Origin of the sequence: Corynebacterium sp. HMSC055D05 (assembly GCF_001810365.1) — a bacterium.
Classification (GTDB): domain Bacteria; phylum Actinomycetota; class Actinomycetes; order Mycobacteriales; family Mycobacteriaceae; genus Corynebacterium; species Corynebacterium coyleae.
The window spans coordinates 1-12,742 of the sequence record NZ_KV801038.1 but is presented as its reverse complement, the minus strand read 5'-3'; the positions used below and the strand labels follow the sequence as shown (position 1 = coordinate 12,742).

The 12,742-nt window shown below is 59.4% G+C and carries 17 protein-coding genes and 3 tRNA genes; 8 read left to right on the top strand and 12 right to left on the bottom strand.

Annotated elements, in window-relative coordinates:
- Positions 1 to 38 precede the first annotated feature (38 nt).
- Genes HMPREF2734_RS02675 through HMPREF2734_RS02660 form a run of 4 tightly spaced genes read left to right on the top strand, consistent with a single transcriptional unit; the run spans position 39 to position 2,801 of the window.
- Positions 39 to 1,037, top strand: coding sequence for an Abi family protein (locus HMPREF2734_RS02675; RefSeq protein ID WP_070451227.1), 999 nt, complete (start codon positions 39 to 41; stop codon positions 1,035 to 1,037).
- 45 nt (positions 1,038 to 1,082) lie between these two features.
- On the top strand, positions 1,083 to 1,811 hold the full coding sequence (gene rph / locus HMPREF2734_RS02670) for a ribonuclease PH (protein WP_070422586.1): 729 nt from the start codon (positions 1,083 to 1,085) through the stop codon (positions 1,809 to 1,811).
- Positions 1,805 to 2,404: an RdgB/HAM1 family non-canonical purine NTP pyrophosphatase gene (rdgB, locus tag HMPREF2734_RS02665; protein ID WP_070451226.1), complete on the top strand. Its 600-nt coding sequence runs from the start codon at positions 1,805 to 1,807 to the stop codon at positions 2,402 to 2,404. Before rph ends, rdgB begins: the two co-directional genes overlap by 7 nt.
- A gap of 22 nt (positions 2,405 to 2,426) precedes the next feature.
- Complete coding sequence (locus tag HMPREF2734_RS02660) at positions 2,427 to 2,801, top strand: hypothetical protein (protein WP_070422584.1); 375 nt, start codon at positions 2,427 to 2,429, stop codon at positions 2,799 to 2,801.
- 44 nt (positions 2,802 to 2,845) lie between these two features.
- Here HMPREF2734_RS02660 and HMPREF2734_RS02655 read toward each other — a convergent pair whose 3' ends face one another.
- Positions 2,846 to 3,217 (bottom strand): DUF3817 domain-containing protein, encoded by a 372-nt coding sequence (locus HMPREF2734_RS02655; protein WP_070451222.1) that lies wholly within the window; start codon positions 3,215 to 3,217, stop codon positions 2,846 to 2,848.
- The gene (locus tag HMPREF2734_RS02650) at positions 3,214 to 3,672 is read right to left on the bottom strand and encodes a hypothetical protein (RefSeq protein WP_224213568.1); all 459 of its coding nucleotides are present in this window, start codon (positions 3,670 to 3,672) and stop codon (positions 3,214 to 3,216) included. The genes HMPREF2734_RS02655 and HMPREF2734_RS02650 overlap by 4 nt, the downstream gene beginning before the upstream one ends.
- A gap of 98 nt (positions 3,673 to 3,770) precedes the next feature.
- Here HMPREF2734_RS02650 and HMPREF2734_RS02645 point away from each other — a divergent pair.
- Positions 3,771 to 3,855: transfer RNA gene (locus HMPREF2734_RS02645), tRNA-Leu, on the top strand.
- A 23-nt stretch (positions 3,856 to 3,878) separates the two neighbouring features.
- Here the strand turns inward: HMPREF2734_RS02645 and bcp are convergent.
- A complete protein-coding gene (gene bcp / locus HMPREF2734_RS02640; RefSeq protein ID WP_070569037.1) occupies positions 3,879 to 4,364 on the bottom strand; it encodes a thioredoxin-dependent thiol peroxidase in 486 nt (161 codons plus the stop codon).
- 80 nt (positions 4,365 to 4,444) lie between these two features.
- On the opposite strand from bcp, the gene HMPREF2734_RS02635 reads away from it, so the two are divergent.
- Both HMPREF2734_RS02635 and HMPREF2734_RS02630 read left to right on the top strand, forming a co-directional pair.
- A complete protein-coding gene (locus HMPREF2734_RS02635; protein ID WP_070569034.1) occupies positions 4,445 to 4,720 on the top strand; it encodes a DUF3618 domain-containing protein in 276 nt (91 codons plus the stop codon).
- A gap of 119 nt (positions 4,721 to 4,839) precedes the next feature.
- Positions 4,840 to 5,487: a DUF305 domain-containing protein gene (locus tag HMPREF2734_RS02630; RefSeq protein WP_246816770.1), complete on the top strand. Its 648-nt coding sequence runs from the start codon at positions 4,840 to 4,842 to the stop codon at positions 5,485 to 5,487.
- Here HMPREF2734_RS02630 and HMPREF2734_RS02625 read toward each other — a convergent pair whose 3' ends face one another.
- Positions 5,488 to 6,063 carry a nicotinamidase gene (locus tag HMPREF2734_RS02625; protein WP_070569031.1) on the bottom strand — a complete coding sequence of 192 codons (576 nt, stop codon included), beginning with the start codon at positions 6,061 to 6,063 and terminating at the stop codon, positions 5,488 to 5,490.
- A gap of 92 nt (positions 6,064 to 6,155) precedes the next feature.
- Positions 6,156 to 6,228: transfer RNA gene (locus HMPREF2734_RS02620), tRNA-Lys, on the bottom strand.
- A gap of 205 nt (positions 6,229 to 6,433) precedes the next feature.
- On the opposite strand from HMPREF2734_RS02620, the gene HMPREF2734_RS02615 reads away from it, so the two are divergent.
- Entirely contained in the window at positions 6,434 to 7,633 is a 1,200-nt protein-coding gene (locus HMPREF2734_RS02615) for a L,D-transpeptidase (RefSeq protein WP_070422579.1), read from the top strand.
- Positions 7,634 to 7,667: 34 nt separating this feature from the next.
- Here HMPREF2734_RS02615 and HMPREF2734_RS02610 read toward each other — a convergent pair whose 3' ends face one another.
- From HMPREF2734_RS02610 to HMPREF2734_RS02580, 7 genes are all read right to left on the bottom strand, one after another.
- Positions 7,668 to 8,528 (bottom strand): siderophore-interacting protein, encoded by an 861-nt coding sequence (locus HMPREF2734_RS02610; protein WP_070569029.1) that lies wholly within the window; start codon positions 8,526 to 8,528, stop codon positions 7,668 to 7,670.
- Between the two features lie 146 nt (positions 8,529 to 8,674).
- Positions 8,675 to 8,750 (bottom strand) — tRNA-His (locus tag HMPREF2734_RS02605).
- A 46-nt stretch (positions 8,751 to 8,796) separates the two neighbouring features.
- A complete protein-coding gene (gene orn / locus HMPREF2734_RS02600; RefSeq protein WP_070483541.1) occupies positions 8,797 to 9,426 on the bottom strand; it encodes an oligoribonuclease in 630 nt (209 codons plus the stop codon).
- Positions 9,427 to 10,233, bottom strand: a complete 807-nt coding sequence (cmrA, locus tag HMPREF2734_RS02595; protein WP_070422576.1) for a mycolate reductase — start codon at positions 10,231 to 10,233, stop codon at positions 9,427 to 9,429.
- A gap of 10 nt (positions 10,234 to 10,243) precedes the next feature.
- Entirely contained in the window at positions 10,244 to 10,564 is a 321-nt protein-coding gene (locus HMPREF2734_RS02590) for a transcriptional regulator (RefSeq protein WP_070569026.1), read from the bottom strand.
- The gene (locus HMPREF2734_RS02585; RefSeq protein WP_141750408.1) at positions 10,561 to 10,986 is read right to left on the bottom strand and encodes a hypothetical protein; all 426 of its coding nucleotides are present in this window, start codon (positions 10,984 to 10,986) and stop codon (positions 10,561 to 10,563) included. The genes HMPREF2734_RS02590 and HMPREF2734_RS02585 overlap by 4 nt, the downstream gene beginning before the upstream one ends.
- Before the next feature lie 39 nt (positions 10,987 to 11,025).
- Complete coding sequence (locus HMPREF2734_RS02580; RefSeq protein WP_083291979.1) at positions 11,026 to 12,408, bottom strand: MFS transporter; 1,383 nt, start codon at positions 12,406 to 12,408, stop codon at positions 11,026 to 11,028.
- Between the last annotated feature and the right edge of the window lie 334 nt (positions 12,409 to 12,742).

Sequence of the window (12,742 nt, the reverse complement as noted above, 5' to 3'; positions counted from 1 at the left end):
CGATTCCGGACACACATTTTGTCGCTTAACCCGGGATCGTGGTATCCACGAAACCGTTTCAGAACTATGAAGACTTGCTCACGCTATTGGGCGAACGGGGGATGCGAATTGCAGATCTTGCGTCTGCGGAAGAGTCGCTGCGAAACATCGGTTATTACCGTTTGAGCGGATACTGGTACCCGTTTAGAGAGCCATTCCCGAATCAACAAAAACTTCACGGATACGAACTCACACGCAAGAATGAATTCCGTGAGGGAACGAATTTCGACGACATCATTCGACTCGTGAGGTTCGATACCCGATTGCGTAAGGCAGCCTTGAGTGCGTTGGAGCCCGTGGAGATTTGGCTCCGTAACGCCATTGCACACACGATTGGTAGCGTGCACCCGCTGCTTCATCTTCATCTTGACGACCCGTCAATGCTTGACCTGCAGATGCAGCCTCCCATTAAGGAACCGAACCAGGTAGAGCGGTATGCAAAGTGGTTGGACCGCTTTGACGCATCTATTGGTTACTCCAAAGAGGATTTCGTACACCACTACCGGGATCGCAACGAAGATCTTCCAATTTGGGCTGCAGTGCAGACCTTCGAATGGGGAACGCTGCACAATCTGTACGATCTGCTTCCAAAGTGGATGCGCGAGCAGATCGCTGCTGATACCGGGCTCACGTTCAAGGAGCTCGGGTCATGGCAGCGATCGCTGGCTTATTTGCGAAATACGTGTGCACATTACGCGAGACTGTATAACCGTGTAGACGATGCACCGCTTGTGCCAAGAAAACCAAGTTCCACACTCAGCTGGATTCGGGCGTATCCGGAATCGTTGCGAGACCGGACATTCTTCAAATTGTCCATGTTGCAGTACCTGCACGGTGTGATCGAAGGAGAGCCACATTTCGGGCTCACCAAAATTGCTCACGAATTCCTGATGGCCAATTTCCCGGGACACGATCTTTCGACGCACTCACACTCGTTGCCCATCCTCACCGCAATGGGGTGCCCTCCGAACGTGATTAATAAATCGCCTTGGGTCTAGTTGGCTTGCAGGGACGCGACGCCCGCCTGCGTTACGCTTGGGGCTATGACTGATTTTTCGCGTTTTGACGGTCGCGCCGTCGACGAGCTTCGCCCTGTCCGTATCACTCGCGGTTTTACTTCGAACCCTGCTGGCAGCGTGCTGGTGGAGTTCGGTAACACCCGCGTGATGTGCACCGCTTCGGTGGAGGAGGGCGTTCCCCGTTTTAAGAAGGATTCCGGCGAAGGCTGGCTGACCGCCGAGTACTCCATGCTTCCTTCCGCGACGCACGAGCGTATGCCGCGTGAATCGATGCGTGGCAAGGTAAAGGGCCGCACGCACGAGATTTCGCGCCTGGTGGGTCGTTCCCTGCGCGCTGCGGTGGATCTTTCTGAACTCGGTGAGAACACCATCCAGCTCGACTGCGACGTGCTCCAGGCCGACGGTGGTACCCGTACCGCGTCGATCACTGGCGCGTACGTGGCACTTGCGGACGCGATCGCTGTGCTCAAGGAGCGCGGCGTGGTGCCGGGTGAGCCGCTGCTGAAGCCGGTAGCGGCGATCTCTGCTGGCATCATCGACGGCCACGTCTGCCTTGACCTGCCGTACGAGGAGGACTCCCGCGCGGAGGTGGACCTCAACGTGGTGATGCAGGAGGGTGGCAACTTCGTCGAGATCCAGGGCACCGGCGAGCACGGCCTGTTCGGCCGCGAGCAGCTCGGCGAGATGCTCGACGTGGCAGCCAAGGGCTGTGAGGAGCTTTTCGCAGCCCAGAAGGCGGCGTTGGGATGGTAAGAGTCCTCGTCGCTTCCCGTAACCCGGGCAAGGTCCGCGAACTCGACCAGGTGCTGCGCGAGCTGGCCATCGAGGGAGTGGAGCTTGTGTCGCTTGATAACGCCCCCGCCTACCCCGACCCTGTCGAGGACGGCCTGTCCTTTGAGGAAAACGCAGTGCTGAAGGCCCGGGCTGGTGCTGCCGCGACTGGTCTTCCGTGCGTCGCTGACGACTCCGGCCTAAGCGTCGAAGCCCTCAACGGCATGCCGGGCATCCTGTCCGCTCGCTGGTCCGGTAACTACGGCGACGACGCTGGTAACAACGCTCTGCTGCTCAAGCAGATGGAGGATATTAACCAGCGCCGCGCAGCGTTTGTGTCCTGCTGCGCGCTTGCCACCCCAGAAGGCGACGTGCACGTCGCGGAGGGACGCTGGGAAGGGGAACTGCTTCGCGAGCCCCGCGGCGACAACGGTTTCGGCTACGACCCGCTCTTCGCGCCGGATGACGCGCCGGGGCGTTCCTCGGCGGAACTGACCTCGGAGGAGAAGAACGCACGGTCCCACAGGGGCAAGGCGTTGCGGGAGTTGGCAAAGCACATCGCAGCGCTGGAGTGACGAAAATCGTTACAGTGGCGGTATGAAGAAAACAATCGCATTCGCAGCAACTGTTCTCGCCTCCAGCGCTCTTTTGACCGCTTGTGGGCAGGACGGTGACTTCGACGGCACCTGGTCGGGCGACGTCACCGCAACCCAGGAGGGGACCGGCGGTGGTCGGGCCACTGTGACCATTGACGGTAAGGATTGCTCCTGGGAGCTGACCGAAACCGACGGTGAGACTAACGAAGCGAACTGCCTGCGCGACGATAAAGAGTTCAAGCTGGAAGATCCGCTGACGCACCAGGATCTGGAGTACGACGCTGAGCGTGCAGGCGACACGTTGACACTGTCGCCGCAAAACGATCAAGCGGAGAAGGTCGGCGTCATGGTGCTAACAAAAACCGACGACGAATAAGTTTCGCCGCCGGTTTCATCCCCCGAAGTTCCAGTTCGCCGGCGTTAGGCGAGCTGGAACTTTTCTTTAACTTCCTTGCGGCGCTTCTCTTCCACAAAGAAGGACATAAACGGCACGACGCCGGAGATAGCGGTTGCCACCCAGGTGCCGCCGGACCAGCGGGCCTTGGAACCGAGATTCAGCGACGTCATCAAGAATGCGACGAAAGCAAAGCCGTGTACGCGCGCGACCCAGGACAAGTAGTCGACGTTCATGTCGAAGCCGTACTGCATGATCATGCGGGCAATCAGTAGAAGCAGCAGGACGCCGGTGACCCACGCCGCGATGGAGAACCACAGCAATGCCTGCTTGACGCGGCGCTGGCGCTCCGGGTGGATGCGCTCTGGCTGTGCTGCTGGCTGAGTTTGCTCGGTCATGCGTGTTCACCTTTACCTTCCGGGTGGGTTTCGCGGCGCGGTGCCACAAGTTTGTTGTATTCGTCGACGTCGATCTCCGGACGTGCGGGCAGGAAGTCCTCGTCGATTTCCGTGACGGGCTTGTGCTTGCCGTAGCGGGCGAGATCGGCCTCGTACAGGTCATCCATGGTCAGTCCTGCGTTCTCGGCGTCAATCTTGTCGTTTTCCATGCGCATACCTACGCGGTAGGCGTAGATGAAGAACAGTGCGAAGCATGGCCACTGCAGGGCGTAGCCCAGGTTCTGGAGAGTGCCGGTGCCGGATTGGTAGCGTTCCCACTGCCACCGGGCGAGCAGCAGGCACGTCACTGCGGCTGCGATGAGGAGCAGGATGTGCCACCATCGCACGCGGAGACGCTCACGCTGCGGAATCGGGGTGGTCCCGTCCGCGTCCGTGTGTTCCAACTTTTCGCTCACGAGTGGTGATCTTACCCGGTAAAACCATGGTGCCAAACTAAAGTTTGATACCGCGGTTTCTGTGGATGGGGGCGCGGCGTGTAATATCCGTTCTCGACGCGCCCGTGGCGGAATTGGCAGACGCGCTGGATTTAGGTTCCAGTGCCTTATGGCGTGAGAGTTCAAGTCTCTCCGGGCGCACCAATTCTTTATGGGGGAGTGGGGACTTACAGGTTCCAGTCGCGCAGGATGCGGCCAACGTGGCCAGTTGCCCTGACGTTGTACTGGGCTTGCTCCACGGTGCCCTTACCGTCAGCGTCGACGGAGACAAGGAACGTTGAGCGGATAACGCCTTGGACGATCTTGCCGTAGTTCTTCTTTTCGCCGAAGGCACCGTATGCCTCGAGGGTTTCCTTGGATTCGTCGGAAAGCAGCTGCACGGTCAGGTTGTGGTCGTCGCGGAACTTTGCCAACTTCTCCACCGGGTCGGGGCTGATGCCGAGTACGGCGACGGAGGCCTCCTTGAACTGGTCCATATTGTCGCTAAAGTCGCAGGCTTCGGTGGTGCAGCCGGGTGTGTTGGCCTTCGGGTAGAAGTACACGATGACTCGCTGGCCAGCGAAATCGGCAAGCGAAACGGTTTCGCCCTTGTCGTTTTTCAGGGTGAATGCGGGGGCAACGTCCCCTTCTTGCAGTCTGATGGGTTCAGTCATGCCTCCCCGTTTTACACTACTGTTGGTACGAAAAGACGTCAGTCTAGAAAAGTCCCAAGTAAACGTAGGAGTTTGAAACCGTGGCACGAGATATTCACGACATTGAGCGTGACCTTGCACGCACCCGTAGCCAGCTGGCCAGCACGCTTGATGAGCTTGCAGATCGCACCAGCCCGTCCAACCTGGCCGACACGGCTAAGGGGCAGGCAAAGACCTGGCTCGAGGACGAGACTGTGCAGAAGATCATCGCTGGCGTTGGTATCGGTATCGCAGCGCTGATCGGTATCAAGGTCTACAACGGCCGTAAGCGCAAGAGCGAGCTCAAGGAGCTGCAGAAGCTGCTGTCGCGTAACTAAGCGCGAGCGTCTGTACGCCGGTACCTGCAATGTTGTGGGTGCCGGCGTTTTGTCGTCGATACGCTCGTGTCCTTGTTGAATTCAAGGTAATCTCGTTTTACGACCGAAAGGGAGCATCAATGGTTAATGATCAGGCCGACCACGAACTCGAGCGGATGCGCGGCAGTAAAAAGCCGCTGTGGATCGCGCTTGCCGTCATTGCCGCGATTGCGCTGGTGCTGACGGTGGCGGGGCCGTCGATACGCGCTGCGTTCACACCGGATGAAGAGACCGCCGCAACGTCGACGGACACCGACGCCGAGTACAACGGCACTGACGTCCACTTCCTAGGCATGATGGTGCCGCACCACCAGCAGGCGATCGACATGTCGGATGTGCTGCTGGACTCCGACGTCGACGATGCGCAGGTGCGTGATCTCGCCCAGCGCATCAAGGACGGTCAGGAGCGCGAAAACGAGCAGATGAACGCCTGGGCCGACGAGTGGGGCATCGATCAGGACATGGAGCTCCACTCGAAGCACATCGCCAATGGCATGTTCCCGCCCGAGCAGTTGGACGAGTTCGCGCAGTTGCGTGGCGACGACCTGCGCACCGCTTTCCTCGAAATGATGCACTTCCACCACGCCCACGTGATCAAGATGACGCAGGACGAGGTGGACGGCGGCGCCTACGAGCCGCTTCGCGAGTTGGCCCAAGACATGATTGAGGTGCAAACCGCCGAAATGGGCGAGATGGAAGAACTTCTGGGCTACAACCCGACGAAGTAACTAGACAATCTCGGCGCCAGCCTCAAACATTTCCTGAAGCGCTGCGGCACCGCCCTTGTCATTGACAGGGGAGCACATCGCGCGCAGGACGCGCACCTTGAAACCAGCCTTCAGGGCGTCCAGGACGGTGGCTCGCACACAGAAGTCCGTTGCAATGCCACAGACGTCTAGCTGGGAAACCTCGCGCTCGCGCAACCAATCCTCAAGCGATGTGCCAGCCTCAGTTGCGCCCTCGAATCCGGAATAAGCGGCGGTGTACTTGCCCTTGCGGAAAAACTCCTCAATCAGCGAGGTATCCACCGGTCCGCGCATCTGCGCACCATAGGAATCAGCGACACAGTGCGGCGGCCAGGTGTTGACAAAGTCCGGTGTCTCGCCTTCCTTGGCAAAGTGGTCACCTGGCTCGATGTGCCAATCCTGTGTTGCCACAATGTGGTCGTACTCCAAACACCTGTTATCAGGGGTGGAGATCAACTCCGCGATTTTTGACGCCACCTCATCGCCGCGGGCGGTGGCAAGGCTACCGCCGGGGCAGAAGTCATTTTGCACGTCAACAATTACCAAGGCTGTTTTCATGAAGATCAGCCTAGTCTCAGCTGCGAGAAAAAGTGACGGGTACACAAAAAGCGAGGCTGGCGGGTAAAATACCTGCCAGCCTCGCTGTGCTGTGCGCCATCAGGGAATCGAACCCCGAACCCACTGATTAAGAGTCAGTTGCTCTGCCAATTGAGCTAATGGCGCGTATTTTGTTTTGTTGGTGTTGCTCTCTGCAACGAGGTAATACATTAGCAGCGTGTGTTGAATGTGTGAAATCGGCAGGTAAGAGCATATTTTTCGGCGATGTTAAACGTTGTATAACGCTTTGTTTGTGGATGGTGGCTTTTTAGCCGTTAACGGTTAAAGTATTGGCGTTTGAGTTTTGGATTTGAGTTGTGAGGGGTCCATTGTGCTCCACCTTCGCGCGGTTCGCCGCTGCACCGCGGTCCTGACGGCGCTGGCTGCAGGAGCGATGATTTCGGCCTGCTCACCGGGGGATGGGTCGAGCCGTCTCGAGCAGGTTGCGGAGACAGACCAGGCTGCAGAGACGACGCCTGCGGCGAAGCCGCCGAAAGTCTCGGTGAGCAATAACGCCACTGACGTCGAGCCTGGCCAGCCGGTGAAGGTGCTTTCGGAGGTCGGACTGGCCTCGGTGAAGATGACCAACGAGGCCGGCAAGGAAGTCGAGGCGGAGTTCAACGACGACAAAACCGAATGGTCTACGGCGGAACCGCTTGGTTACGGACGCGAGTACACCATTGAGGCGCGTGATGTTGAGGGTCAGAAGGTGGTGTCGTCGTTTACTACGGTGTCGCCGGCTGTGACGGTTAATGCGTACGTTGGTCCGCTTGACGGCTCGACGGTTGGTGTCGCCCAGGCGGTAACCATCCGCTTTGATAGCCCGATCCAAGACACCAAGAAGATGGAGAAACTCATCTCGGTCGAAACCTCGAACGACACCGAGGGTGGATTCTTCTGGCTGGATCCTTACGAAGTGCGCTGGCGCCCGAAGGAGTACTGGGAGCCCGGTACTGAGGTCACTGTGAAAGTGGATCTGTATGGGCGCAAACTTGCCGAAGGCGTCTACGGTTCCGACGACACCGAAATCAGCTTCACCATCGGTGACAAGGTGGAGACTGTCGTGGATAACTACGACAAGATGCTGCGCGTCTACGCTAACGACGAGTTGGTGAAGGAGTTCCCGATCTCACTGGGAACCGACGGTAGCTACGACACCCCGAATGGCACCTACGTGGTGGGGGATGAGCACCCCAGCCTTGTCATGGACTCGCGCACCTACGGCTTGGCGTTGGATGCGGGCGGGTACGTCACGCCGGTGGATTACGCCACCCAGCTGTCGTACTCGGGCATCTACGTCCACTCCGCGCCGTGGGCGCTGTGGGCGTTGGGGTCCCAGAACCAGTCGCACGGCTGCATCAACGCTTCCTATGAGAACGCCAAGTGGTTCCAGGAGTACGTCAAACGGGGTGACCCGGTAGTGGTGAAAAACACTGGCGGATCGACCCTGACCCCGTACGACGGCTTGGGCTACTGGAACCTTGATTGGGAGCAGCGCTCCGGCGGCAGCGGCGAGCAGCTCTACTCCTAGTGCCCCTAGGTGCAGTTAGTGCCCCCAGGCGCAGTTAGGCTTTCGCGCGTTCCTCCTCGGCTTCAATCTCGGCGTTGAAATCGCGCTTGGAGGCCTGCCACTGATCCTCTGTCATGCCGATGCGCCAGTACCCAGAGATGGACACGTCTTGCTTGGGGACCTCGGATTCGACGAAGAGGAAGCGCCGCATTTCCTTGATCATCTCGGCAACGCCGTGGATGAACCAGCTGGTGTTCTTTCCGTCCGGCACGCCGGCCTGTCGCACGACGCGGGATAGCTCCGTGCCATGGGTCGCGCCGTTGCGGATCACCCAATGGATGTCCACGCCATCGCGGGCTGGGAGCTCAAACTTGCGGTCTTCGGCTTCGATCTCGATGTACGCGGTCGCAGTTGCGCCCTCGGGGAGGCGCTTTAGGCCCGCGCCGATGGCCGGTGCTGCGGACTCATCGCCGGCGAAGATGAAGTGCTCGTAGTCGACCGAAGGGCCCCACGCGCCACCTGGGCCGAAGAAGCCGATCTTCTCTCCAACCTCGGCTACGCGAGCCCACGGACCGGCCAGGCCTGCATCGCCGTGGGTGACAAAGTCAACATCGAAATCCCCGGTCGATGAGTCGAGGTTGATCAACGTGTAGGTCCGGGTCACCGGTTGCTTGTCGCGCGGCTGTTGTTCACGGACCTGTTCGACGTTAAATGGCCAGGAGTAGGCGGCGCCCTCCGGCACGAACAACAGCTTGAGGTAGTGGTCCGTAAACTCCAGATCTTTACCGACAAAAGCGGGGGTGTTCAGGCTTAAGCGAACCAGATCGGGGGAGAGCTGGCGGCGACCGGTCACGGTTGCCTCATTGGCCTTCCGGGGTTTACGCCTCGCGGCCGCTTTGTTGGCTTGTTCAGTCATCGTTGTCCCTGCCCTTCAACAACTCGTGGCTGCTTCTGGCGGCGGAAGTTCGCACGCCAAATAGTTAGGTAAGGCTAACATATTTAAGGAGGGGGTGGAAAAGCAATGTGCCCCGTAACCTGTTGTGGAGGTTACGGGGCACGCTTTGGGGTGGCTGACGGGGCTCGAACCCGCGACACCCAGGATCACAACCTGGTGCTCTACCAGCTGAACTACAGCCACCATTGCTGTTTTGCAGCGGATTACACCTTAGCCGTTCATCTGAAGTTTACAAAAACCGCTGGTAGAACTCGGTTGCAGCGGCAGAAGCCTTCGTTGCGGTGTCGGTGTCCGGGCCGGGGGAGTCCACAAATACGGCGCGACGGTAGTAGTCCAACTCGCGGATGGATTCCACGATGTCCGCCAAGGCACGGTGAGCCATGCCCTTTTCGGGCTGGTTGTAGTACGCCTTAGGGAACCAGCGGCGCGACAGTTCCTTCACGGTGGACACGTCGATCATGCGGTAGTGCAAGGCGTCGTCGAGACGCGGCATCTGCGCACGGATAAACGCACGGTCGGTAGCAATCGAGTTGCCCGCAAGCGGAGCAGGATGAGCAGGATCGCAATGCTTTGCGACGAGCTCCAGCACCGCATCCTCCGCATCCCGGATACTGGTCGTGGAGGCCTTAATGTCATCGAGCAGCCCGTTGGAGGAGTGCATCTCGGTGACAAAGTCATCCATCTCCGCCAGTTCGGCGTCGGTGGCGTGGACGACGAGGTCGACTCCGTCGTCGATAATGTTGAGCTCCGCATCCGTGACAAGCGCTGCCACCTCCACGATGACGTGGCGTGACGGGTCAAGACCGGTCATCTCCAGGTCGACCCACACGATGCGATTGTCCTTGTCTGCGATCTCCATTTATTCCTCTCCCATCTTGGCGTAAAACTTGCCCATAATCGGCGGCAGAATCCCGCGCGGGGCGTAGGTAGACACGACATCCATCGCCTTCGATAGCGGCCCCGGAACGACGCGTCGGCGGTTGCGGCGCATCGCCTTCAGGGTGTCGGCAGAACAAGACTCGTAGGTCGTCCACAGGAAATCGGGCACGACCTTATCCACGATCGACTGCTCCTCCTCCGGAATGTGCGCCTCACGCACCGGACCCGGCGCGAGCAGGGTCACGTGCACGCCAGAATCCTTCAGCTCGTAGTGCAGGGCCTCGGTGAACATGTTCACGCCCGCCTTGGTGAACACGTAGGTGGCGTTGTTCGGGATCGGCAGGTTGCCCGCGGCGGAGCCGACGTTGCACAGCGCGCCCTCGCCGCGTGGCACCATCTGATCCAGCACCGCCTTGGTGATGCGGAACACTGCCGTCGCGTTCAGGTTGAACTGGTTCGTCTCGTACTCCCAGTCCTGCTTCATAAACGGGCCGAACGACGCGATGCCGGCAGAATTGACGCAAATGTGAATCTTGCGGTTCGCAATGTGGTTAAGCAGTGCGGTGACGTCGCGTTCCTTAGACAGATCCGCGGCGAAGACTTCGACGGTGACGCCGTGGGCGGCCGCGAGTTCGTCGCCAAGCTTTTGCAATACCTCCTCGCGCCGGGCAACAAGGATGAGGTTGTGGCCACCTTTGGCCAGGTCGCGTGCGATCGCCTCGCCGATGCCTTGGCTCGCGCCGGTAATCAACGCGAACGAGTTGATGGATGGTCCTGGAAAACTCATGCGTCCGAATCTACCCGCCCGCGATCTCTCGCAACGCTGCCGTGTGTCGCTCGAAGGCCTGCGCGCCCGTCGCTGTCAGTGTGACCCACACCGTGTCCTTCGCTCTGCTCGACCCATACTCGCGGAAGCGCGTGATATAGCCGTGCTCCTCCAGCGTGGCCAACTGCTTGGACAGTGCGGAGTCTGACAAGTCTGCCTCGTCCTTTAGGGCGCTAAAGCGCATCTCAAAGCGGGACGATTGCTTTTCGACGGCACCCCCATGAAACAGCGCCGCACAAATCTTCAACCTGGCTAACGGGTGAATAACGGGGTCGATGGCTGGCTCACTCATCGGTTTTTCTCCCAGTAGTAACCGGTGACGATAATGACAGCTGCGGAGAGGACGCCCGCGATAGTCGCGCCAGCGACGCTACCTTCGGGGACGAGCCAGATGATTGGCATGAAGATCAGTGGCATCAGGACGGATCCCCAATTCGTCTCGGGGTCTTCCTGGATCGGCTGCTTCATGCTTGGACGCACGTTGCGGTTGTGATCTCGCACGGTGATGGCGATGCAGGCGATGATAATGACCGCAAACAATGCCCACCAGTATGTCCACCGCAGGATCAGGCCAGCAGCAGTGACTCCGAACAGGGTGCCGAGAATGACATAAGCCCACAGGGGTGTGGGCTTATGTTGCGCGTCGCGCTCGAGCATGTCGATCTGCTCGAGGGTGGCGCGAGCTTCTTCTTGAGAGATCTTGTTGCTTTCCACGTTGGCAAGTATGTCACTTGCCTGAATGGAAAGCAAGCGTTAAATCTCGTGCATCTCCTGGTGCTTAGTCTCTGGGGAGGAAAGGATTGCCCACAGGGAAATCGCGGTGACAATAACCAGGTAGATACCCACAGCCTGCGGGCCATACTTCGCGTTCAGTGCCGTCGCAATGAAGGGGGCGATAGCCGCACCCAGGATGGAGGACACGTTGTACGCGATACCCGAGCCGGTGTAGCGCACATTCGACGGGAACAACTCCGGCAAGATCGCAGACATCGGGCCGAAGATGAAGCCCATCAACACCATGCCGATGAACAAGAAGATGCCCAGGGAAACCATGGTGAACGTCTCCGGATTCAGCAGCCACTTGAAGCTCAGGCCATAGACGATGATCGCAACCGAGGTCAGACCCAGCACCGGGCGACGGCCGTAGACATCCGACCAATGCGCCGCAATCGGGATGCCAGCGATGAACCCGAAGATGCACACCAGCTGCAGCTTCAGGAACGTCGGGTACGCAATACCCAGGCCAACGCCCTCTTCCGCCGAACCAATTCCGTAGGAGAGGAACCAAGTGGTCACGATGTAGAACAGCGTGTAGCAACCGACCATGACAAACGTGCCCTGGATCAGCGGCTTCCAAGCGGTCTTGAATACCTCCGCCAGTGGGGAAGCGGCCTTCTGGTTGTTCTGCTCCACCTGCTGGAACACCGGAGTCTCCTCAACCTGCAGGCGAACCCACAGGCCGATGATGACCATCACGATGGACAGCAGGAACGGAATGCGCCAGCCCCAGCGCATGAACGCGCCCTCGAAGTCGCCAGTGGTGTGGCCCAGCACGGTGACCAGGATGAGGAACAGGCCGTTTGCCAGCAGGAAGCCGAACGGTGCGCCGAGTTGGGGCCACATGCCCGCCCAGGCGCGGCGTCCCTTAGCTGCTGTTTCTGTGGACAGCAGGGCCGCGCCGGACCACTCGCCGCCCAGGCCAAGGCCCTGGCAGAAGCGCATCAGTGCCAGCAACGCCGGTGCCCAGATGCCGGCCTGTGCGTAGGTGGGCAGCAGGCCGATAACAAAGGTGGCGATACCCATGGTCAGCAGCGCACCGACCAAGGTGGCCTTGCGGCCGACCTTATCGCCGAAGTGGCCGAACAGCACTGAACCTAGCGGGCGAGCGATAAACGCCAGGCCAAACGTGGCGAACGACGACAGCAGCGCCACCGTGCTCGACTCCGACTTGGGGAAGAAGAGGAACGGAAATACCGCGACGGCTGCGGTGGCGTAGGCGTAGAAGTCGTAAAACTCAATCGTCGTGCCAATTGTCGACGCAAGGCGGACCCGGTTTCGCTCCTGTGGCGTTGTCTCCCGGATGGCAGCAGGGGCCGCTTGTGGGGCAGGGGGTTGATGCTCGACGCTGGTGGTCATTGCCCGTCCTCTCATTCCATTGTGTGAAACTGCTGTGTCGCAGAATGGAAGAAACTGTACCACGCTATGGGACGCGTATCCCAAAAATGGGTGGGGTGTGGTCTGCTGAGGCCAAACGACACATCCAACACGGCATATATCGCTGAAAATCAGCGGAGTATGCCGTGTTCCATGTGTCGTTTAGCTTTGCGGCACGCCTCTTTCCCCGCACATGGTGAGAACGCATTGGTGAAGACGGCCAAAAATCGGCATCTTCACCAATGCGTTCTCACCATGTACGCGGCGCGCCCCTCATCCCAACCGGGTTAAGCGACAAAATGTGTGTCCGGAATCG

Bases quoted from the DNA above. Each gene is read 5' to 3' on its own strand.
- HMPREF2734_RS02625 (WP_070569031.1), bottom strand. From the start codon at position 6,063: ATGAAAACAGCCTTGGTAATTGTTGACGTGCAAAATGACTTCTGCCCC.
- bcp (WP_070569037.1), bottom strand. From the start codon at position 4,364: ATGACTGAACCCATCAGACTGCAAGAAGGGGACGTTGCCCCCGCATTC.
- HMPREF2734_RS02655 (WP_070451222.1), bottom strand. From the start codon at position 3,217: ATGACCGAGCAAACTCAGCCAGCAGCACAGCCAGAGCGCATCCACCCG.
- HMPREF2734_RS02610 (WP_070569029.1), bottom strand. From the start codon at position 8,528: ATGACTGAACAAGCCAACAAAGCGGCCGCGAGGCGTAAACCCCGGAAG.
- HMPREF2734_RS02580 (WP_083291979.1), bottom strand. From the start codon at position 12,408: ATGACCACCAGCGTCGAGCATCAACCCCCTGCCCCACAAGCGGCCCCT.
- orn (WP_070483541.1), bottom strand. From the start codon at position 9,426: ATGGAGATCGCAGACAAGGACAATCGCATCGTGTGGGTCGACCTGGAG.
- cmrA (WP_070422576.1), bottom strand. From the start codon at position 10,233: ATGAGTTTTCCAGGACCATCCATCAACTCGTTCGCGTTGATTACCGGC.
- HMPREF2734_RS02660 (WP_070422584.1), top strand. From the start codon at position 2,427: ATGAAGAAAACAATCGCATTCGCAGCAACTGTTCTCGCCTCCAGCGCT.
- HMPREF2734_RS02590 (WP_070569026.1), bottom strand. From the start codon at position 10,564: ATGAGTGAGCCAGCCATCGACCCCGTTATTCACCCGTTAGCCAGGTTG.
- rph (WP_070422586.1), top strand. From the start codon at position 1,083: ATGACTGATTTTTCGCGTTTTGACGGTCGCGCCGTCGACGAGCTTCGC.
- HMPREF2734_RS02630 (WP_246816770.1), top strand. From the start codon at position 4,840: ATGGTTAATGATCAGGCCGACCACGAACTCGAGCGGATGCGCGGCAGT.
- rdgB (WP_070451226.1), top strand. From the start codon at position 1,805: ATGGTAAGAGTCCTCGTCGCTTCCCGTAACCCGGGCAAGGTCCGCGAA.